At 72.9% G+C, this 20,134-nt stretch carries 16 protein-coding genes and 1 riboswitch; of the genes, 12 read left to right on the top strand and 4 right to left on the bottom strand.

Going from position 1 to position 20,134, the window contains the following annotated elements; all coding sequences use genetic code 11:
- Positions 1-5 precede the first annotated feature (5 nt).
- Positions 6-662: a nucleotidyltransferase domain-containing protein gene (locus ASG76_RS11150; protein WP_056602766.1), complete on the top strand. Its 657-nt coding sequence runs from the start codon at positions 6-8 to the stop codon at positions 660-662.
- A 2-nt stretch (positions 663-664) separates the two neighbouring features.
- Here the strand turns inward: ASG76_RS11150 and ASG76_RS11145 are convergent, their stop codons facing one another.
- A complete protein-coding gene (locus tag ASG76_RS11145) occupies positions 665-1,912 on the bottom strand; it encodes a hypothetical protein (protein ID WP_056602764.1) in 1,248 nt (415 codons plus the stop codon).
- Positions 1,913-1,984: 72 nt separating this feature from the next.
- On the opposite strand from ASG76_RS11145, the gene ASG76_RS11140 reads away from it, so the two are divergent.
- Genes ASG76_RS11140 through ASG76_RS11130 form a run of 3 tightly spaced genes read left to right on the top strand, consistent with a single transcriptional unit; the run spans position 1,985 to position 5,261 of the window.
- Complete coding sequence (locus ASG76_RS11140; RefSeq protein WP_056602762.1) at positions 1,985-3,166, top strand: cysteine desulfurase family protein; 1,182 nt, start codon at positions 1,985-1,987, stop codon at positions 3,164-3,166.
- The gene (gene mnmA / locus ASG76_RS11135) at positions 3,163-4,266 is read left to right on the top strand and encodes a tRNA 2-thiouridine(34) synthase MnmA (RefSeq protein ID WP_056602760.1); all 1,104 of its coding nucleotides are present in this window, start codon (positions 3,163-3,165) and stop codon (positions 4,264-4,266) included. Before ASG76_RS11140 ends, mnmA begins: the two co-directional genes overlap by 4 nt.
- Positions 4,263-5,261, top strand: coding sequence for a methionine synthase (locus ASG76_RS11130; protein WP_056602758.1), 999 nt, complete (start codon positions 4,263-4,265; stop codon positions 5,259-5,261). The genes mnmA and ASG76_RS11130 overlap by 4 nt, the downstream gene beginning before the upstream one ends.
- A gap of 31 nt (positions 5,262-5,292) precedes the next feature.
- On the opposite strand, the gene ASG76_RS11125 is transcribed toward ASG76_RS11130, so the two are convergent.
- The 3 genes from ASG76_RS11125 to ASG76_RS11115 form a co-directional block, all read right to left on the bottom strand.
- Positions 5,293-5,931: an alpha/beta hydrolase gene (locus tag ASG76_RS11125; RefSeq protein ID WP_056602757.1), complete on the bottom strand. Its 639-nt coding sequence runs from the start codon at positions 5,929-5,931 to the stop codon at positions 5,293-5,295.
- Between the two features lie 104 nt (positions 5,932-6,035).
- On the bottom strand, positions 6,036-7,640 hold the full coding sequence (locus tag ASG76_RS11120; RefSeq protein ID WP_056602755.1) for a DHA2 family efflux MFS transporter permease subunit: 1,605 nt from the start codon (positions 7,638-7,640) through the stop codon (positions 6,036-6,038).
- A 38-nt stretch (positions 7,641-7,678) separates the two neighbouring features.
- Entirely contained in the window at positions 7,679-8,302 is a 624-nt protein-coding gene (locus tag ASG76_RS11115; protein ID WP_056602753.1) for a TetR/AcrR family transcriptional regulator, read from the bottom strand.
- Positions 8,303-8,485: 183 nt separating this feature from the next.
- Here ASG76_RS11115 and ligA point away from each other — a divergent pair, with 183 nt between their 5' ends.
- The 8 genes from ligA (at position 8,486) to ASG76_RS11075 (ending at position 20,129) form a co-directional block, all read left to right on the top strand.
- Positions 8,486-10,648 (top strand): NAD-dependent DNA ligase LigA, encoded by a 2,163-nt coding sequence (ligA, locus tag ASG76_RS11110; protein ID WP_056602903.1) that lies wholly within the window; start codon positions 8,486-8,488, stop codon positions 10,646-10,648.
- Between the two features lie 77 nt (positions 10,649-10,725).
- On the top strand, positions 10,726-11,988 hold the full coding sequence (locus ASG76_RS11105) for a calcium-binding protein (RefSeq protein ID WP_056602751.1): 1,263 nt from the start codon (positions 10,726-10,728) through the stop codon (positions 11,986-11,988).
- A gap of 42 nt (positions 11,989-12,030) precedes the next feature.
- Positions 12,031-12,330 carry an Asp-tRNA(Asn)/Glu-tRNA(Gln) amidotransferase subunit GatC gene (gene gatC, locus ASG76_RS11100; protein ID WP_056602747.1) on the top strand — a complete coding sequence of 100 codons (300 nt, stop codon included), beginning with the start codon at positions 12,031-12,033 and terminating at the stop codon, positions 12,328-12,330.
- Positions 12,330-13,859, top strand: a complete 1,530-nt coding sequence (gatA, locus tag ASG76_RS11095; RefSeq protein WP_056602745.1) for an Asp-tRNA(Asn)/Glu-tRNA(Gln) amidotransferase subunit GatA — start codon at positions 12,330-12,332, stop codon at positions 13,857-13,859. The genes gatC and gatA overlap by 1 nt, the downstream gene beginning before the upstream one ends.
- 1 nt (position 13,860) lies before the next feature.
- Positions 13,861-15,354 carry an Asp-tRNA(Asn)/Glu-tRNA(Gln) amidotransferase subunit GatB gene (gatB, locus tag ASG76_RS11090; RefSeq protein ID WP_056602743.1) on the top strand — a complete coding sequence of 498 codons (1,494 nt, stop codon included), beginning with the start codon at positions 13,861-13,863 and terminating at the stop codon, positions 15,352-15,354.
- Between the two features lie 152 nt (positions 15,355-15,506).
- Positions 15,507-16,907 carry a prenyltransferase/squalene oxidase repeat-containing protein gene (locus ASG76_RS11085; protein ID WP_056602742.1) on the top strand — a complete coding sequence of 467 codons (1,401 nt, stop codon included), beginning with the start codon at positions 15,507-15,509 and terminating at the stop codon, positions 16,905-16,907.
- Between the two features lie 96 nt (positions 16,908-17,003).
- Positions 17,004-17,143: riboswitch (cobalamin riboswitch) on the top strand.
- A 77-nt stretch (positions 17,144-17,220) separates the two neighbouring features.
- Positions 17,221-19,089, top strand: coding sequence for a hypothetical protein (locus ASG76_RS11080; protein WP_056602740.1), 1,869 nt, complete (start codon positions 17,221-17,223; stop codon positions 19,087-19,089).
- Positions 19,086-20,129: a hypothetical protein gene (locus tag ASG76_RS11075; protein WP_056602738.1), complete on the top strand. Its 1,044-nt coding sequence runs from the start codon at positions 19,086-19,088 to the stop codon at positions 20,127-20,129. Before ASG76_RS11080 ends, ASG76_RS11075 begins: the two co-directional genes overlap by 4 nt.
- The last annotated feature ends 5 nt before the right edge of the window (positions 20,130-20,134 follow it).

The following is a 20,134-nucleotide window of genomic DNA, read 5'->3' as shown; positions in this document are numbered from 1 at the left end:
GGCCCATGACCGAGCGCGAGCCCCTGCACCGCACGCCGGACGAGGTGGCTGAGGACGAGAAGTTCTTCCGGTGGTACGGCCCGTGGGAGCCGCTCGACCCGCGCGGACTCGCCGACTTCATGGACGGCTTCGACCGGCCGTGGTGGATCGTGGGCGGCTGGTCGATCGAGGCCTTCACCGGCGTGCCCCGCGAGCACGAGGACGTCGACCTGTCGATCCTGGCCTGTGACCTCACCGCCCTCCGTGAGCACGTCGGCGACGAGTGGAACCTGTGGAGCAACCACGGTGGCACGCTGCGACCCTTCGACGACCGCTTCCCCGAGGTCCTCGACGTGCAGAGCCAGGTGTGGGTGCGACGCAGCGCGGGCGACCCGTGGGTGATCGACCTGCCGATCACCCCGGACCGCGACGGGCTGTGGACCAGCAAGCGCGACCCCGAGCACGTCGCCCCGCTCGAGGACGTGACGTGGGTGCACGACGACGGGGTGCGCTACCTGCGACCGGAGGTCACCCTGCTCTACAAGGCCGTCCTTCACCGGCCCAAGGACGACCGCGACCTGGCGGTGACGTGGCCGCTGCTCGACGACGCCTCGCGCCAGTGGTTGCGCGATGCCGTGGCCCGGCTCTACCCCGGCCACGCGTGGCTGAGCCGGATGGCCTGACGTCAGGCCGACCTCGCCCAGGCCAGCGCCTGGGCGCTGAGCTCGTCGGTCGACAGGCCGAGGCGGCGGCGTACGACGCCGTCGGACTCCGCCCACGTGGTGAACCGCGCGGTGCGGAAGGTGCGGATGAGGTCCCACAGGACGGCCTCGCCGCGGGTGGTCGCGAGGTAGTCGCAGACCAGGGAGGCGAGGGCGTAGTTGAGGCCGGGGTCGCGGGTGTAGAACCGCCGGCTCGGCTCGAGCGTCCCGGCCCCGCTCACGCCCAGCTCCTGGACCGCGATGCGGCGACGGTCGTCGACCGGCAGCACCGAGCGGGCGACGTACTCGGCGGCCCCCTCCACGAGCCACACGGGCGCGCGGTCGTCGGAGGTCGCGAGCGCGACGTGCACCAGCTCGTGGCGGAAGACCCGCCCGCGTGACAGCACGTCGCCGACCACGGTGGGGTTGACGAGGAAGCGGTACGCCGCGACGGGGCCGCCCGGGCGTGCCGGCACCGGGAACGCCACGCCGGCGGTGTCCTCGACGGTCATCGCGCTCATCTTGTCGAGGGCGGTCACGTCGGAGATGCCGTAGACCACGAAGCGCCGCGACCACTGCGGCAGGTGGGCGCCCACGACCTCGGTCGCGGCAGCCAGGTCGCTCATGACGTAGGTGCCGTGCTCGGCGGTGTCCTCGTCGAAGACCGCGAGGATCCCGCCCGCGCGGCGTACGTCGATGTGGGCGAGGTCCCACGGCGCCGGCGTCCATCCGGTCGCGGCCTCGATCTGCACGTTGCGGTCGTCGGTGAGGAGCGCCCCGTCGCCGTCGCGGACGAAGGTCCACACCATCGACTGCGTGACCGGCCGCCTGTCGAAGCCGCGCAGGCGCATCGTGAAGTCGACGGGGAGCTGCAGGTCGCCCTCGCCGTCGACGCGCGTCATGAAGTCCTCGTCGCCGAGCTCGTAGGACACGTCGGAGACGGGCAGCTGCGCCAGGTTGTCGAACCACCGCGCCTGGGTGGCCGAGAAGCCGAGGGCGTCGGGGTCGACTGTGGCGAGGAACGCCTCCCGGTCGCCCGCGACGAGCGCGCGCTCGCGCGCCTCGACGAGGTCGAGCGCGGCGTCGCGCAGGGACTCGTCCGTGCCGGCCGGCGGGGCGGCGCGCCGGGGAAGCGTGACGGGCGTGGCGTCGTCGCCGGGCCCTGCGCCGTCCTGGCAGCCCAGGAGCGCCGGCAGGAGCAGGGTGGCGAGCCAGGCCCGGGACGCGCGCATGCGGGGGAGCCTAGGTCGTCCGACGGTCACGGGGAGGGAGAACGGACAGCTGCCCCGTAGGCTTGGCAGGTCATGACCCAGCCGCTCGTCTACCTCGACCACGCCGCGACCACGCCGATGGTGCCGTCAGCCGTCGAGGCGATGACCCGCCAGCTCGCCGGGGTGGGCAACGCGAGCTCGCTCCACGCCTCGGGCCGGGGCGCGCGACGCGTGGTGGAGGAGTCGCGCGAGCGGATCGCCGGCGTCATCGGCGCCCGGCCCGGTGACGTGGTCTTCACCTCCGGTGGCACCGAGTCCGACAACCTCGCGCTCAAGGGCGTCTTCTGGGCCCGCCGCGCGGCTGACCCGCGCCGCACCCGCATCCTGTCGACCGCCATCGAGCACCACGCCGTGCTCGACCCGCTGCGCTGGCTCGGCGACAGTGACGGCGCCGACGTCGAGCTGTTGCCGGTGTCGTCCGAGGGAATCCTCGACGTCGCTGCGCTGCGCGACTCCATCGAGCGTGACCCGGGCTCGGTGGCCCTCGTCTCGGTCATGTGGGCCAACAACGAGGTGGGCTCGCTGCAGCCGATCCACGAGGTCGTCGCGATCGCCGCCGAGCACGGCATCCCGGTGCACACCGACGCCGTGCAGGCACTCGGCCAGGTGCCGGTCGACTTCGCTGCCTGCGGCGTCGACGCGCTGACCTTCACCGGCCACAAGGTCGGCGGGCCCTACGGCGTCGGCGCGCTGGTGGTGCGTCGCGACCTGTCCGTCAGTGCCCTGGTCCACGGCGGCGGTCAGGAGCGCGACATCCGCAGCGGCACCCTCGACGTGCCCGCGATCGCCGGCCTCGCCGCCGCGGTCGAGGAGTCGGTGAAGAACCAGCACGACCACGCCGTCCGAGTCGCGGCGCTGCGCGACGACCTGGTGCGCCGCGTCGTCGAGGTGGTCCCCGACGCCCACCTCCACGGCGCGCCCCCCGGCCCCCTGCGCCTGCCCGGCAACGCCCACATCGGCTTTCCCGGCTGCGAGGGCGACTCGCTGCTGATGCTGCTCGACGCCCGCGGCATCGAGTGCTCGACCGGCTCCGCCTGCTCGGCCGGGGTGCCCCAGCCCTCCCACGTCCTGCTGGCGATGGGCTGCGACGACGACCAGGCGCGGCACTCGCTGCGCTTCTCGCTCGGCCACACGACCACCCCCGCCGACGTCGACGCGCTCGTCGAGGCCATCGGACCCGTCGTGGAGCGGGCCCGGGCGGCCCGGGCCCGATGAAGGTCGTCGCCGCCATGTCGGGCGGGGTGGACTCCGCCGTGGCCGCGGCCCGCGCGGTCGAGGCCGGGCACGAGGTCACCGGGGTGCACCTGGCGCTGAGCCGCAACCCGGCGTCGTACCGCTCCGGCGCGCGCGGCTGCTGCACCATCGAGGACAGCAACGACGCGCGTCGAGCCGCCGACGTCATCGGCATCCCGTTCTACGTCTGGGACCTCTCCGAGCGCTTCCACGCCGACGTGGTCGAGGACTTCATGGACGAGTACGCCGCCGGCCGTACGCCCAACCCGTGCCTGCGCTGCAACGAGAAGATCAAGTTCGCCGCGGTCCTCGACCGCGCGCTGGCGCTGGGCTTCGACGCCGTGGCGACCGGGCACTACGCCCAGCTGCGCACCGGCGCCGACGGCCTGGTCGAGATGCACCGCGCCGCCGACCACGGCAAGGACCAGTCCTACGTCCTCGGCGTGCTCGACCAGGAGCAGCTGCGGCACTCGCTCTTCCCACTCGGTGACACCGACAAGCCCGCCGTGCGCCGCGAGGCCGAGGCCCGCGGGCTCCTCGTCGCCGACAAGCCCGACTCCCACGACATCTGCTTCGTCGCCGACGGCGACAACGCCGGCTGGCTGCGGGAGAAGCTCGGCGACAGAGCCCCCAACCACGGCGGCGACATCGTCGACGCGGCGACGGGCGAGACCGTGGGCAGCCACACCGGGACCTACGGCTTCACCATCGGCCAGCGCCGCGGGCTGCGTCTCGGCGTGCCGGCGCCCGACGGCAAGCCGCGCTTCGTGCTCGACATCGAGCCGGTCAGCGGCACCGTGACGGTCGGGCCCCGCGAGCAGCTGGCGGTCGACCACGTCGAGGGGGTCCGGCCGCGATGGTGCGGCACCGTGCCCCAGCGGGTCGAGGGCACCGTGCAGCTGCGCGCCCACGGCGCCGAGCACCGTGCCGTGGTCGAGGTCGTGGACGACCGGGTCGTGATCGACCTGCTGGACCCTGCCGAGGGCATCGCCCCGGGCCAGGCCGCGGTGATCTACGACGGCACCCGCGTCGTCGGCTCGGCCACCATCGACTCCACCCGACGCGTCCGGGTGCCGGCATGAGCGCAGGCGTGACCGCGACCGGCGTCGGCTCCATGCCCGGCGCCGACGACCACGCCTACGCCGAGGCCGTACGCCTGGTGCTGGGCGAGCTGCCCGACCTGCCGCACGTGCCCGAGCTCCCCGGTCGCGGGGTCACCGCGGCGATGACCGGTCGCACCCTCGCCGTCGTCTCCAGCCTCGGCGCCGACCTGCAGCCGGCCGGGTGGCGCCTGACCGACGCCAGCGGGGTCGACCACCGCCGCGCACGGTCGCTGCTGGCCCAGGACCTCGACACCGTCGAGGAGCTGGCGCAGGACTGCGCCGGCACGTTCAAGACGCAGCTCGCGGGTCCGTGGACCCTCGCGGCCACGGTCGAGAAGCCGCGCGGTGACAAGGTGCTCAGCGACCACGGTGCCCGGCGCGAGCTCGCGCAGGCGCTCGCCGAGGGTGTGCGCGTCCACCTCGCCGACCTGCGCCGACGCGTCCGCGGTGTCGACCGGTGGGTGGTGCAGGTCGACGAGCCCGCGCTCGCTGCCGTGGTCGCCGCCGAGGTGCCCACCGCGAGCGGCTTCGGCCGTCACCGCAAGGTCGACCTGCCGGAGGCATCGGCCCACCTGGAGTGGGTCGTCTCTGCGATCACCGAGGCCGGGGGAGAGGCGTGGGTGCACTCGTGCGCCTCCCGCACGCCCTGGTCGCTGGTCGCGGGCACCGGGGTCGGCGGGCTCTCGGCCGACCTGGACATGCTCGGCCCGGCAGACCTCGACACCTTCGCCGAGGTCCTGGAGCAAGGGCGTACGGTCGCACTCGGCGTCGTGCCGTCCGCCGACCCGGCGAGCGAGCCGTCGGACGCGCGCATCGTCGAGCGGGTGCAGCGCTGGCTCGACATGCTCGGACTCGACCCGGAGGTGGTGCGCGAGCACCTCGTCGTCACCCCGACCTGCGGGCTGGCCGGCGCCACCCCGGCGTGGGCCGCGCGTGCCGTACGCCTGTCGGCGACCGTCGCGCGCAACCTGTGAAGGCGCGCGCTCAGGCATCGTCGCTGAGCGCTCAGCGCTCCTGGGCGGGCACGTGGGCGTCGAGGACCTCGAGCACCGAGGAGATCGCCACGTCGTGCCAGAGCCGGGAACCGGCGAGCATGTAGTGGCCCAGCGACCCCATGTCGTGCAGCTCTGCCCGGTCGGCCACTCCGCGGGCCCGCTCGACGTAGCGGGCGGTCTCGCGGAACGAGGTGATCCGGTCGCGGCGCCCGTGGGCAGCCACGAGGCTGCGACCGGCCAGGGTGTCGACCGGGTCGTCGGCCGACCACCACGGCGCGAGGCCCACGACGCCGACGACCGACGGGTCGTCGGCGGCGTGCACCGCCACGCGGGCACCCATCGAGTGGCCCAGCAGCACCACGGGCACGTCGCCGTGCCGGCCGCGCAGCTCGTCGAGGGCCCACCGTGCGTCGTCGACACGGTCAGTGCCACCGTTCCAGCCCCGGTGGCGGTAGCGCAGGAGCCAGACCCCCGCCCCTGCGGCGTGGGCCCGGTCCGCGACCTCGCGCTGCAGCCACAGCGCCCGGCGCCACGACGCGCTGCGCCCGTCGATCAGCTGCTGCGAGCGCGGCTTGCCGCCGTGCAGCACCAGGATCATCGCCCGGGCGCGCCCGTGGGTGTCGTACGTCGTGAGGTGCGGGTCGGTCACGACTCTCCTTCGGTGCGGGTGCGCGATCGGATGGGCGGGGGCAGTGACGACGAGGGAGGACCTCCGGTGCACGGAGATCCTCCCTGTCGTGGCCTGTCTGCGACTCAGTGGACGGCGACGCCCTCGGGCGCGGACTCGGTGGCCAGCTCCTCGTGCTTGACGTCGAGGAACAGCCACACGATCACCGAGGCGGCGACCATCATGACCGCGCCGACGAGGAAGGCGTGCGTGGCGCCGTCGGCGAAGCCGACCAGGCCGGCGATCGGGCCCAGCTGGTCGGGTGTGAGCGAGCCCTGCGCGGCCGCCCCGAGCTGCGGGGCGACCTCCTCGGCACGAACGGTGGAGTAGTGGAGCGCCACCGTGCTGAGGGTCGCGAGACCGAGCGCACCGCCGACCTGCTGCATGGTGTTGAGCACGCCCGAGCCGATGCCCGAGTCCTGGGCGCGGAGGCGGTGCACCGCGACCAGCGTCAGCGGGACGAAGTTGAGCCCCATGCCGAAGGCCATCAGCACGATGAACGGCAGGATCTGGGTCCAGTAGTTGACCCCGTCGCCGAGGTTGCCGCCGTTGGCGGCCGCCAGGATCCCCGCCGCGCTGTCCGGCACGTCGAGCCGGCTGAAGCCGTAGAGGGCGGAGGCCGACAGCAGGGTGCCGACGCCGGACAGGAAGCGCGGGTCGACGGTGCTGATCAGCTTGGAGGCCGTGGTGGCCGAGATGATCATCGCGATCGAGAACGGCAGGAACGCGAAGCCGGTGTGGAGCGGGGTGTAGCCCACGACCAGCTGGATGAAGAGCGAGAGGAAGAAGAACATCGCGAACATCGCGGCCGGGACGATCATCATCACCGCGAACGCGGTGGCGCGGTTCTTGCTGGCGAAGATGCGGAACGGCAGCAGCGGGTGCTCCACGCGCGACTCGATCAGCACGAAGATCGCGAGCAGGGCCACGCCGACGACCAGGCTGGCGACGGTGCTGGTGGCACCCCAGCCGTACTCCTCCTGGCCGGCCCGGCTCAGGCCGAAGACGATGGCGAGCAGGCCGAAGGTGCCGGCGATGGCGCCGGGGACGTCGAGCTCACCCTCGTGGCGCTCGGACTCGTCGAAGAACCGGGGCGCGAAGAACGCCGCGGCCAGGCCGATCGGCACCACGATGAGGAAGGTGTAGCGCCAGCCGGCGATGCCCAGCGGGTGGTGGAGGCCGGTGAGCCAGCCGCCGAGGATCAGCCCGACCGCGGCGCCGACACCGGCCATCGCGGCGTAGACCGCGAACGCGCGGTTGCGCTCCTTGCCGGCCGGGAAGGTGGTGGCGATCAGCGCGAGCGCGGCGGGGGAGGCCATCGCCGCACCGAGGCCCTGGAAGGCCCGGGCGCCGAGCAGCATCGCCTCGTTCTGCGCGGCACCGCCGACGAGCGAGGCGACGGCGAACAGCAGCACGCCGGCCATGAAGACCAGGCGGCGACCGTAGAGGTCGGCGAGGCGGCCGCCGAGCAGCAGGAACCCGCCGAAGGTGAGGGCGTACCCCGTCACGATCCACTGCAGGTTGGCCTGGTCGATCGACAGGTCGGCGCCGATGTAGGGCAGGGCGATGTTGGCGATGGTGGAGTCGAGCACCACCATCAGCTGGGCGAGGGAGATGAGCACGAGGGCCCAGCGCAGGCGCTTGTGCTGCTCGGGTGTCACCTCGGTGGCGACGGGAGCGACGTCGGTCATGGGGAGTCCTTCGGTGGAACGGGTCGGTTGCAAGTGGATCAGAGGGGTCCGACAGTCGTGCTGCGACTGGGCGCCGGACCGTGGAGGGCAGCGGGGAGGATGACCTCGTCGAGCACGCGCTCGAGGAGGTCGGGGGTCACGGCGTCGCCGAGCAGGAACGCGCGGTGGAGCACGATCCCGGCCAGCGACGGGGCGAGGACGGACAGGTCGGTGTCGGGGTGGACCTCGCCGCGCTCGCGGGCGCGCTCGTAGATCGCGCGCGACACCGCGATCTTGGGTCCGATGAAGTCGCGCCGGTAGACCTCGGCGAACTCCGGGTCGCGACCCATGGCGGTGACGACGGCCGACAGCACCGACTGGGCGAGCGGGTCGTTGAGCCCACCGCTGCCGCAGTAGGCCGCGAGCAGGTCACCGCGCAGGCTGCCCGTGTCGGGCACGACCGCCTCGCCCTTGTGGGCCATGATCGCGGCCACCACGAGCTCGGGCTTGCCCTTCCAGCGGCGGTAGAGCGTGGCCTTGGACGCCTTGGCGCGGGTGGCGACGGCGTCCATGGTGAGCAGGTCGTAGCCGACCTCGTCGAGCACCTCGAGGGTCGCCTCGAGGATCTCGAGCTCGCGCTCGCCCTCCACGCGGGGGCGGGTGCCGGTCTCGGTCGGGGTCACGGGAGCCTTCCTCGGTCGGTGCGGGCGGATGATGAAACGGAACGGTTTCGTTTCGCCCAACCGGACTGTAGGCAGATCTATTCCGATGGAACAAATGCGTTCCATCCGGTCCAGACCGGAGGCGTCGTACGCCGCCCCACGAGCCGCGTCGCCGGTGTCGGACCCGACCGGCAGACTGTGCCCATGAGCACGCCCGACGCAGGACCCCACGACGGTGTCGCCTCCGCCCCTCCCGAGGCGCGCGAGCGCCACAGCGAGCTCAGCGAGCAGGTCGACGACGCTCGCTGGCGCTACTACGTCCTCGACGACCCGACGCTGTCGGACGCCGACTTCGACGCGCGGCTGCGCGAGCTGGAGGCGCTGGAGGAGGAGTTCCCCGAGCTCCGCACCCCCGACTCGCCCACGCAGAAGGTCGGCGGCGCGGTCTCGACCGAGTTCACCGCGGTCGACCACCTGCAGCGCATGGAGTCGCTCGACAACGCCTTCTCCTTCGAGGAGCTCGGGGCGTGGTACTCCCGCATCCTGCGCGACGGCATCGAGTCGCCCGACCTGCTGTGCGAGCTCAAGGTCGACGGCCTGGCGATCAACCTGCTCTACGAGCAGGGCCGCCTGGTCCGTGCCCTGACCCGGGGTGACGGACGCACCGGCGAGGACGTCACGCCCAACGTCAAGACCATCGCCTCGGTGCCCCACCGCCTCACCGGCACCGACGAGCACCCGGTGCCCGCGCTGGTGGAGGTGCGCGGGGAGGTGTTCCTGCCGGCTGAGGCGTTCGAGCGGCTCAACGCCTCGATGGTCGACGCCGGCAAGGCCATGTTCGCCAACCCGCGCAACGCCGCGGCCGGCTCCCTGCGCCAGAAGGACCCGAGGGTCACCGCCACCCGCGACCTGCAGATGGTGTGCCACGGCATCGGGGCGCGCGAGGGCTTCGAGCCCACGTCGCAGAGCACGGCGTACGACACGCTGCGCACGTGGGGGCTGCCGACCTCCGACCAGGTCCGGGTGCTGTCCACGCTGGCCGAGGTCGAGGAGTGGATCGACCACGTCGGCGAGCACCGGCACACGATCGTCGGCCACGAGATCGACGGCCTCGTGGTCAAGGTCGACGACATCACGCTGCAGCGTCGCCTCGGCTCGACGAGTCGGGCGCCGCGGTGGGCCATCGCCTTCAAGTACCCGCCCGAGGAGGTCAACACCCTGCTGAGGTCGATCGAGGTCAACGTCGGGCGCACCGGCCGGGTGACGCCCTACGGCGTGATGGAGCCGACGAAGGTGGCCGGCTCGACGGTCGAGAACGCCACGCTCCACAACGCCCACGAGGTCAAGCGCAAGGACGTGCGCCCGGGCGACACCGTCATCCTGCGCAAGGCCGGCGACGTGATCCCCGAGATCCTGGGCCCCGTGCTCGCGCTGCGCCCCGAGGGCCTCGAGCCCTGGCAGATGCCGACGCACTGCCCGGCCTGCGGCACCGAGCTCGCCCAGCAGAAGGAGGGCGACAAGGACCTGCGCTGCCCCAACCACGAGAAGTGCCCGGCCCAGGTGCGCGAGCGGGTCTTCCACGTCGCCGGGCGCGGTGCGTTCGACATCGAGGGCCTCGGCTACGAGGCGGCCGCCGCCCTGCTCGAGGCCGGGGCGATCACCAACGAGGGCGACCTGTTCCACCTCGACGACGCCGCACTGCTGAGCGCGCCCCTGTTCACCCGCGCCCCGAAGAAGGGCGAGGAGGGCCCCCAGCTCAGCGCCAACGGCGTACGGCTGCTGGCCAACCTCCACGAGCGGAAGGAGAAGGTGCCCCTGTGGCGCGTGCTGGTCGCGCTGTCGATCCGCCACGTCGGCCCGACCGCGGCACGTGCGCTGGCCACCGAGCTCGGCTCGATGAAGGCGATCCGTGAGGCGTCGGAGGAGACGCTCTCGGCCACCGAGGGCGTCGGGCCCACGATCGCGGCGTCGGTGCGCGAGTGGTTCCACGGGACCAGCGAGGGCGACGCGGAGACCGACGAGGTCGGCGACAACGCGGGCTGGCACCGCGAGATCGTCGAGAAGTGGGAGGCCGCCGGCGTCGCGATGCAGGACCAGCGCGACGAGTCGCTCCCGCGGACCCTCGAGGGCCTGACGATCGTGGCCACCGGCTCGCTGGAGGGCTTCACCCGCGACTCGGTGAAGGAGGCGATCATCAGCCGCGGCGGCAAGGCCTCGGGGTCGGTGTCGAAGAAGACCGACTACGTCGTGGTCGGTGACAACGCCGGCTCCAAGGCCGACAAGGCCGAGCAGCTCGGGGTCCGGGTGCTCGACGAGGAGCAGTTCACGGTCCTGCTGGAGAAGGGACCGGACGGCCTGGCGGGCTGACGCGAGCCTCCGGGACGGGTTTGGGACGGGTGCCGGCCGGTTAGAAGTCGGACAACGACTAATCCTTGGGAGTCAGCATGCGCCTCACCCGTTCCTTCGTCCCCGGCCTCGTCCCCGGCCTCGTCGCTGCCCTCGGGCTCGCCGCGCCGCTCGCGGTCGTGCCCGCGGCCGACGCCGCCGCGCCCACCTGCCGCGGCATCAAGGCCACCATCTTCGGCAACGACAAGGCCAACACGATCACCGGCACCGCCCGCCGCGACGTGATCGCAGCCCGCGGGGGCAACGACACCATCCGCGGCCTGGCCGGCAACGACGTCATCTGCGGCGGCGACGGCGCGGACACGATCCTCGGGGGCGAGGGCGACGACCGGCTCTGGGGCGAGTCGGACTCCCTGCGCATCGACCGCTTCGGGCGCGTGGTCAAGAAGGGCGACACGATCTCCGGCGGCGCCGGCAACGACGCCATCGACCTCGGCTACGACGTGCGACCGGCCTCCGAGGGCACCCAGGTCGTGCTCGACGGCCTGACCTACGTCAACGCCCCGGCCGCCGTGGTGGTCGACTTCCGCGCCAGCTCCACCGTGCCGATCGCTGCCGACGGCAACGACACCGTCACCGGCTACGACGACGGCATCCGCATCGTCGGCTCCGAGCTGGGCGACACCATCAAGGGCACCAACTCCGCCGACGCGATCTACGTGCGCGGCGGTGACGACACCGTCTTCGGCCAGGGCGGTGACGACACCGTGGTGGCTGACGCCGCCGGGACCCTCGGCAACGACCGGGTCTACGGCGACGCGGGCGACGACACGCTGAGCGGCACCATCGGCATCGACACCCTCGTCGGTGGCAGCGGCAGCGACTCGCTCACCACCACCTCCGAGAGCCACCAGTCGTTCCGCGGCGGCAGCGGCGTCGACACCCTCACCTTCCCCATCCCGGTCGAGTCCGGCTTCGTGGCCAAGGGCTACGGCGGTCAGGACAAGCTGCGCCTGATGCCCAACAGCAACCCGGCCCTCAAGCCCACGGTGCGCATCGACCAGCTCGGGAAGACCACCATCCGCGACCTCCAGCCCTACACGCTCGAGGGCAAGATCACCGGCTTCAGCGACATCGTCCTCCCCGCCCGTGCGCTGTCGATCTTCAAGGGCAGCAACGACTCCGAGATCATCACCGCCCACCCCGACTACCGCGTGATGATCTACGGCCGCGGCGGTGCCGACGTGATGACCGGGTCCGACGAGCCCGACCGCCTCGACGGCGGCAAGGGCTTCGACATCGCACGGGGCCGGGGCGGCAACGACACCTGCAAGGCCGCCGAGAAGCGCTCGAGCTGCTGACCCGGGGGGAGCCCCGTCGAGGGGCTCCCTAGGATTGGGCCCATGCCCGAGATCACTCGCGAGGAGGTGGCCCACCTGGCCACCCTCGCCCGCATCGACCTCTCCGACGCCGAGCTCGACCACCTGGCGCCGCAGCTGAGCGTCATCCTCGAGTCCGTCGCCTCCATCAACGGTGTCGCCGGGGACGACGTGCCGCCCACCTCGCACGCGATCCCGTTGACCAACGTGTTCCGCGAGGACGTCGTGGTGCCGGGCCTCAGCGCCGAGGAGGCGCTGTCGGGCGCCCCGGCCGTCGAGGACCAGCGCTTCTCGGTCCCGCGGATCCTGGGGGAGGAAGCCTGATGAGCGACCTGACCCGCAGCACCGCCGCCGCCCTCGCCGAGCAGCTCGCCGACGGCTCGGTCACCTCGACCGAGCTCACCGAGGCACACCTCGACCGCATCGACGCGGTGGACACCGCCGTCCACGCCTTCCTCCACGTCGACCGCGAGGGAGCGCTCCTGCAGGCCGCCGCCGCGGACGAGCGGCGCGAGCGCGGCGAGGCACGCGGGCAGCTCGACGGCGTACCGATCGCGGTCAAGGACGTGCTCGCCACCCGCGGGCTGCCGACGACCTGCGGCTCGAAGATCCTCGAGGGCTGGGTGCCGCCCTACGACGCGACCGTCGTGGAGCGCCTGCGGGCCGCCGGCCTGCCGATCCTGGGCAAGACCAACATGGACGAGTTCGCGATGGGCTCCTCCACCGAGCACTCGGCCTACGGCCCCACCCGCAACCCGTGGGACCTCGACCGCATCCCCGGCGGGTCGGGGGGCGGTTCCGCCGCCGCCGTCGCCGCCTTCGAGGCGCCGCTCGCGATCGGCACCGACACCGGCGGGTCGATCCGCCAGCCCGGCGCGGTCACCGGCACGGTCGGGGTGAAGCCGACCTACGGCGGCGTCTCGCGCTACGGCCTCGTCGCACTCGCCAACAGCCTCGACCAGGCTGGCCCGGTCACCCGCACCGTGCTCGACGCCGCGATGCTCCACGACGTGATCGGCGGGCACGACCTGCGCGACTCCACCTCGATCAAGACCGACTGGCCCTCCTTCACCGACGCCGCCCGCCAGGGTGCCACCGGTGACATGAGCGGCGTGAAGGTCGGCGTGATCAAGGAGCTGGCCGGCGACGGCTGGCAGGCCGGCGTGATGGCGCGGTTCGACGAGACGGTCGCGATGCTGGTCGAGGCCGGCGCCGAGGTCGTCGAGGTCTCCTGCCCGTCCTTCGTGCACGCGCTCGCCGCCTACTACCTGATCCTCCCGGCGGAGGCCTCGAGCAACCTCGCGAAGTTCGACGCGATGCGCTTCGGCCTGCGCGTCACCCCCGACGGCAACCCCAGCGCCGAGGAGGTCATGCGCGCCACCCGCGACGCCGGTTTCGGCGACGAGGTCAAGCGCCGCATCATCCTCGGCACCTACGCGCTCTCCAGCGGCTACTACGACGCCTACTACGGCCAGGCCCAGAAGATCCGCACGCTCATCAGCCGCGACTTCGACGCCGCCTTCGCGCAGGTCGACGTGCTGGTCTCGCCGACCGCGCCGACGACGGCGTTCCGGCTGGGGGAGAAGCTCGACGACCCGATGGCGATGTACCTCAACGACCTCGCCACGATCCCGGCCAACCTCGCCGGCGTCCCTGGCATCTCGGTGCCCAACGGCCTCGCCGACGAGGACGGGCTGCCCAGCGGCTTCCAGGTGCTCGCCCCCGCGCTCGCCGACGACCGGGTCTACCGCGTCGGCGCCGCGATCGAGGCCCTGCACGAGAAGCAGTGGGGCGCCCCCCTGCTCGACAAGGCGCCGGCCCTCGCCGCCGCCTCGACCACTGAGGTGGACTGACATGACCGACAAGCTCATGCCCTTCGACGACGTGCTGGCGGCGTACGACCCCGCACTCGGCCTCGAGGTCCACGTCGAGCTCAACACCGCCTCGAAGATGTTCTGCGGCTGCCCGGCCGTGTTCGGCGGCGAGCCCAACTCGGGCGTCTGCCCGACCTGCCTGGGCCTGCCCGGCGCGATGCCCGTGGTCAACGCCAAGGCCGTCGAGTCGGCCATCCGGATCGGCCTGGCGCTCAACTGCGACATCGCCGAGTGGTGCCGCTTCGCGCGGAAGAACTACTTCTACCCGGACATGCCGAAGAACTTCCAGACCTCGCAGTACGACGAGCCGATCTGCTTCGACGGCTACATGGACGTCGACGTGGACGGGGAGACGTTCCGGGTCGAGATCGAGCGCGCGCACATGGAGGAGGACACCGGGAAGTCGCTGCACGTGGGCGGCGCGACCGGACGCATCCACGGCGCCGACTACTCGCTCGTCGACTACAACCGCGCGGGCATCCCGCTCATCGAGATCGTCACCCGCCCGATCATGGGCGCGGGGGAGAAGGCGCCCGACGTGGCGAAGGCCTACGTCGCCCAGCTGCGTGAGCTGATCGTCGCCCTCGGCGTCTCCGAGGCCCGGATGGACCAGGGCAACCTGCGCGCCGACGTCAACCTGTCGCTGGCCCCCAAGGACAGCGGGCTGCTCGGCACCCGCACCGAGACCAAGAACGTCAACTCGTTCCGCTCGGTCGAGCGTGCCGTGCGCTACGAGATGCAGCGCCACGCAGCCATCCTCAGCGCCGGCGGGTCGATCCTGCAGGAGACGCGCCACTGGCACGAGGACACCGGCATCACCACGAGCGGCCGCGAGAAGTCCGACGCCGAGGACTACCGCTACTTCCCCGAGCCCGACCTCGTGCCGGTCGCGCCGAGCCGCGAGTGGGTCGACGAGCTGCGCGGCACGCTGCCGGAGAACCCGACCGTACGCCGCGCGCGGCTGCAGGCCGAGTGGGGATTCAGCGACCTCGAGATGCGCGACACGGTGGGTGCGGGAGCGCTCGGGCTCGTCGAGGAGACCATCGCCGAGGGTGCCGCCCCCCAGGCCGCCCGCAAGTGGTGGCTCGGCGAGCTCGCCCGGCGCAGCAACGAGGACGGCGTCGACATCGTCGACCTCCCGATCACCCCCGCCCAGGTCGCGCGCATCCAGGCGCTGGTCGACGAGAAGGTCGTCAACGACAAGCTCGCCCGCCAGGTCTTCGAGGGCGTGCTGGCCGGCGAGGGCTCGCCCGACGAGGTCGTGGAGAAGCGCGGGCTCGCGGTGGTCTCCGACGACGGCGCCCTCGGGGCGGCGGTCGACAACGCCATCGCCGCGAACCCCGACGTGGCCGACAAGATCCGCGACGGCAAGCACGCCGCCGCGGGCGCGCTCATCGGCGCGGTGATGAAGGAGATGCGCGGTCAGGCAGACGCCGGCCGCGTGCGCGAGCTGATCCTGGAGAAGCTGTCCTGACCAGGTTCTTGCCGGTCTAGACAACTTGTTAGGGTCGGAGTGAGTCACACCGGTCACATCACCAACTAACAGCTCGCACCTCATGGGGGAGGCGCGGACGCCGACCAGGTCGGCGCCGCCGTGCCGGCTCCCGCGCGAGCCGGAAGGACGTCATGCACCACCTCACTCGTACGGCCGCCGTCGCACTGTCGACCGCGGCACTCTCCGCGGGGGTGCTCACCGCGCCTCCCGCCACCGCCGAGCCGACGAGCGCCCTGCGCGCGGCCAAGGCGGCCGGCGGCACCGACAGCACGCCGTCCACGATCGCCGCGCAGTGGCTGTCCGGCGAGCTCACCAACGGACTCATCACCACCGCGCAGGGCCCCGACTTCGGCCTCACGATCGACACCGGCATGGCCGTGTCGACCGTGGCCGGCCAGGGCGCGACGGTGACCGCCATCAACAACGCCCTCGAGCCGCGCATCGCCGACTACGTCGGCGACGGGACCAAGGAGTCCTACGCCGGAGCGCTGGCGAAGGCCGCCGCGTTCGCGCGGGTCGCCAAGAAGAACCCCACCAGCTATGGCGGGGTCAACCTGATCACCCGGCTCGAGGAGCGCACGGCGGACGTGCCGGCGGACCCGACCAAGGAGCCGCAGGCCGCGGCCGTCGCGGGACGCATCTTCGACAAGTCCGAGTTCGGCAACTACGCCAACGTGGTCGGCCAGTCCTACGCCGTGCGCGCCCTGTCGCTCGCCCGCTCCACCGAGGCGGGCGCCGCGCGCGACTTCCTGCTCAAGCAGCAGTGCGCCTCGGGCTACTTCCGCCTCGACTTCGACAAGGCCAACGTGCCCAACCAGTCGTGCACCGAAGGCGTCGCCGGCAGCGAGGCCGACCCGGACGCCACGGCGTTCGCGGTGATCAACCTGGTCGAGTCCGGTGACACCAGCCAGGCCGTCAAGGACGCGCTCGCCAAGGCCGGCACCTGGCTCGCCGCGCGCCAGCGCAAGAGCGGGGCCATCCGCAGCGCGGGGACCGGGGCGCAGATCAACACCAACTCCACCGCCATCGGCGGCTACGCCCTCGGCCTGCTGAAGAACCGCGACGCCGCGCTCAAGGCGGCCCTGTGGGTGCGCAAGAACCAGCCGGTCGACAAGTACAAGTGCCGCACGGCGCTGACCAAGGACACCGGCGCGGTGGCCTACCGCAAGGACCGCGTGAAGGACGCCGCGACCACCGGCATCCCGGCCGGTGCCCGGGGGGAGTGGCGTCGTGCCACCTCGCAGGCGATCCTCGGCCTCCAGTTCGCCCCGGCGAGCAACGACGCCCTGAAGATCGTCTCGGTCCGTCGCGAGGCCCGCGCGGGCGACAACGTGCAGTTCCGCGTCTACGGCCTCGCGCCGAGCGAGAGCGCCTGCATGCAGGTCAAGGGCGACTTCGTGCGCGTCAAGGGCAAGAAGTCGGGCGACAGGATCGTGCGCAAGCTGCAGCTGCCTGCCGGCAACCAGCGTCGCGTCGCGCTCGTGAAGACCTCGGACGACGAGGCCCGTACGTCGCTGCGCGTGCGCAACTGACCCACCCGTCCCACCCGACCTCGGCCCGGCGTCCACAGAGTTGATCTCGTGGCGCCGGGCCGAGGTGCGTCCGGGCGCCGGGCAGGACTAGGCTGCTCGGGCCGCACCCGTCCGGGTCGGCACCACACACGCCCGAGGTGGGGAAAGCCGGTCCGAATCCGGCGCTGACCCGCAACCGTAGGCACGGGAGAGATCCCGTGCGAGCCGGAACACCCGCCTCGACGCGTCATGACCACCATCGCTGTCGAGGAATGCAGCGAGGGCAGTGCGGCGCATGCCGCGTTCCCTCGTTGTCGCAGCGAGGGAAGGAAACATGAAGATCTCCCTGTCGGGCCTCGCCCTGACGGTCGCCGCGTCGCTCCTGGCTCCGCCGCTGCTCGCGTCGTCGGCGCAGGCCGCCACCGACGTGCCGGCACCCGCCGCCGCCCGCGCCGGCACCGGGTGGCTGGCCACCCAGCTCACCGACGGCATCATCCACAACCCCAACTACGGCGGGTTCGACGACTTCGGCCTGACGCTCGACATCGGCATCAGCTTGGACGAGGTCGGCGGTGACCAGGCGCTGGTGCGCCAGATCCGCCAGGCCATGTCCACCAAGGTCGCCAGCTATGCCACGGGCGTCGACTACGGCTCGCCGAACGACCTCTACTCCGGCTCCTTCGCCAAGGCGCTGGTGTTCGCCCAGGTCTCCGGCGCGGATGCTCGTGCCTACGGCGGCTTCGACCTCGTCCAGCAGGTCGAGGACCGCGTCATCGCCTCCGGCCCCAGCGCGGGCCGCCTCGCCGACCAGCTCGGCGGGCCGGACTACGCCAACTCGTTCGGGCAGGCCCTGGCCGCGCGCGGCCTCGCCGCGGCGGGCTCCTCCAGCGCCGCCCCGGTCACGGACTTCCTGCTCCGGCAGCAGTGCTCGTCGGGCTTCTTCCGCGTCTTCTTCAACGCCGACCCCGCCGCTGCCGACCAGTCCTGCACCGAGGGCGTCGACGGCACCGACACCGACGCCACCGCGTTCGTCGTGGCCCAGCTCGCGGCCGTGTCGCCGCGCCCGGCACGGGTCGACGCGGCCATCGAGCGCGCGGTGGCCTGGCTGCAGGGCACCCAGCGGCCCGACGGGTCCTTCGTCGGCAGCGCCTACACGCCCGACTCCAACACCAACAGCACCGGACTGGCCGCGAGCGCGCTGGCCGCCGGCGGTCGCTGCGACCAGGCCGGCCGTGCCGCCGAGTGGGTGGCCGGCCTCCAGGTCGGCCCGCAGGCCTCGGGCTCGCCGCTCACCGACGAGGAGGGCGCCCTCGCCTACGACGCCGGCGCGATGTCGGCCGCCACCACCTCCGGCATCACCGACGCCACGCGCGACCAGTGGTGGCGCGCGACGGTCCAGGCCGTCGCCGGCCTCACCCACCTCCGCGGCTCGGCCCGCGCACTCACGGTGTCGTCGACGGGCACCGAGCCCGGCACCACCGCGACCCTGACCGCCACCGGCGCGAAGATCGGCGAGCGGTTCTGCCTCAGCGGCCCCGGCATCAGCGGGAGCCGCACGGTGGTGGTCGGGACCGACGGCACGCTGTCGGCCAAGGTCACCCTGCCCGCCACGGCGGGAGCGGCGACGTACGCGCTGTCCGGTCGTGACGGCGTCGCCACCCACACCGTCGCGGTGACGTCGGCCGCGGCTGCAGGCTCGGTCGCGGGCGTGCGCATCTCCGGCCCTGCCGGCTTCCGCAAGGCCGGCTCGCGCGCGGCGCTCGAGGTCGTCGGCGCCGCTCCGGGCGCACGCTTCGTCCTCAGCGGTCCGGGCCTCACCGGGGTCACGGTCGTCGCGGGGTCCGACGGCGCCCTCACGCGCACCGTCACCCTGCCGGCGACGACCACCACTGCGGCGTACGTCCTCACCGGGGCCGACGGCCGCGTCAGCGACACCACCCGGGTGCTGGGCCGCGCGAGGCTCAAGGTCGCCGCTCGCGCCTCCGACGGACCGCGCACCCGCGTGGTCGTGCGGCGCCTCGCCGCGGGGGAGAAGGTCCGTGTCGTCGTCGCTGGCAAGGTGCTCGCCAAGGGTCGCGCGACCGACGCCGGTCGGTTCGTGGCCAAGGTCGCGCTGCCGACCGGCCGTGACTCGGTGCGGGTCCGCGCCCTCGGGCAGTTCCCGAAGCTGCGCTCGGGATCGGCGCGGGTGACGCTGCGATGACCCCGTCCACGCTGCGCCACCTCCTCGCCGCGCTGCTGATGCTGGTGGCCGGCCCGGGGCTCGCACTCGCGTCCGCCCCGGCGGCCGGTGCAGCCACCTGCACCTCGGCCGGCGGCGTGAGCGTGGTCGTCGACTACCGCGAGCTGGGCGGCGGGATCGTCACCGCCTGCTCGGCCGACGGCGGGGGAAAGAGCGCCGCGGCGGTCTTCGCCTCGGTCGGCGTGGGCCTGACCTACGCCACCCGCCAGCCCGGCTTCGTGTGCCGCGTCAACGGCGTCCCGACCAGCGACCCGTGCGTCAACGCCTCCCCGTCGAACGCCTACTGGGGCCTCTGGTGGGCCGACGGCACGAAGTCGTCGTGGACCTACTCGTCCTACGGCGTCGGCTCGCTGACCGTCCCGGCGGGCGGGTCGGTCGGCTGGTCGTGGCAGCAGGACCGGGCAGCAGGCGCGAGCGTGCCCCCCGGTGTCGCGGCTCCGGTGACGGCCTCGGCCTCGCCGAGCCCGTCACCCACCTCCTCGCCCACCTCCTCGCCCACGTCCTCGCCCACGTCGTCGTCGAGCCCCACCCCGACGTCGGCCCCGACGACGTCGACGTCCGGCTCCTCGTCGGGGACGTCCAGCCCGTCGCCGTCCTCGAGCCCCACCTCGAAGCCGTCGGGTGGATCGAGCGCGTCGACCTCCCCGAGCGCGTCGCCGGAGACGGCGCCGCCGGGCTCGCCGAGCGCGTCCGGGACGCCACTGGCCCCTGAGTCGCTCAGCGACTCACGGCGCAAGAAGGCGGCCGCGCAGGACTCGGAGGACCGCTCGAAGACACCTGAGTCGCCCAGCGACTCATCGGCGAGCGCCGACCCCGACTCGGGCGTTGAGTCGCCCAGCGACTCAGGGGCCAGCGCGGCGGACATCGGGGCAGACCCCGCCTCCGCGGGCGCCGAGGAGCCCTCCCGGGTGCCCGCCGCGGTCACCTGGACAGTCGTGGCCCTGCTCGCGATCGCGATCGCGGTCAGTGGCCTCGTGGCGCGTCGCAGACGGGGGGTCTGACGCGC

This window comes from Nocardioides sp. Soil774, assembly GCF_001428125.1.
In the GTDB taxonomy this organism is placed as follows: domain Bacteria; phylum Actinomycetota; class Actinomycetes; order Propionibacteriales; family Nocardioidaceae; genus Nocardioides.
This window is presented reverse-complemented; position numbering and strand designations above follow the sequence as displayed.

What these genes read in the sequence shown, in the direction of transcription:
- ASG76_RS11145 (WP_056602764.1), bottom strand. Translation starts at nt 1,912, where the DNA reads ATGCGCGCGTCCCGGGCCTGGCTCGCCACCCTGCTCCTGCCGGCGCTC.
- ASG76_RS11130 (WP_056602758.1), top strand. Translation starts at nt 4,263, where the DNA reads ATGAGCGCAGGCGTGACCGCGACCGGCGTCGGCTCCATGCCCGGCGCC.
- ASG76_RS11075 (WP_056602738.1), top strand. Translation starts at nt 19,086, where the DNA reads ATGACCCCGTCCACGCTGCGCCACCTCCTCGCCGCGCTGCTGATGCTG.
- ASG76_RS11085 (WP_056602742.1), top strand. Translation starts at nt 15,507, where the DNA reads ATGCACCACCTCACTCGTACGGCCGCCGTCGCACTGTCGACCGCGGCA.
- ASG76_RS11105 (WP_056602751.1), top strand. Translation starts at nt 10,726, where the DNA reads ATGCGCCTCACCCGTTCCTTCGTCCCCGGCCTCGTCCCCGGCCTCGTC.
- ASG76_RS11150 (WP_056602766.1), top strand. Translation starts at nt 6, where the DNA reads ATGACCGAGCGCGAGCCCCTGCACCGCACGCCGGACGAGGTGGCTGAG.
- gatC (WP_056602747.1), top strand. Translation starts at nt 12,031, where the DNA reads ATGCCCGAGATCACTCGCGAGGAGGTGGCCCACCTGGCCACCCTCGCC.
- mnmA (WP_056602760.1), top strand. Translation starts at nt 3,163, where the DNA reads ATGAAGGTCGTCGCCGCCATGTCGGGCGGGGTGGACTCCGCCGTGGCC.
- ASG76_RS11080 (WP_056602740.1), top strand. Translation starts at nt 17,221, where the DNA reads ATGAAGATCTCCCTGTCGGGCCTCGCCCTGACGGTCGCCGCGTCGCTC.
- ligA (WP_056602903.1), top strand. Translation starts at nt 8,486, where the DNA reads ATGAGCACGCCCGACGCAGGACCCCACGACGGTGTCGCCTCCGCCCCT.
- gatA (WP_056602745.1), top strand. Translation starts at nt 12,330, where the DNA reads ATGAGCGACCTGACCCGCAGCACCGCCGCCGCCCTCGCCGAGCAGCTC.
- ASG76_RS11120 (WP_056602755.1), bottom strand. Translation starts at nt 7,640, where the DNA reads ATGACCGACGTCGCTCCCGTCGCCACCGAGGTGACACCCGAGCAGCAC.
- ASG76_RS11140 (WP_056602762.1), top strand. Translation starts at nt 1,985, where the DNA reads ATGACCCAGCCGCTCGTCTACCTCGACCACGCCGCGACCACGCCGATG.
- gatB (WP_056602743.1), top strand. Translation starts at nt 13,861, where the DNA reads ATGACCGACAAGCTCATGCCCTTCGACGACGTGCTGGCGGCGTACGAC.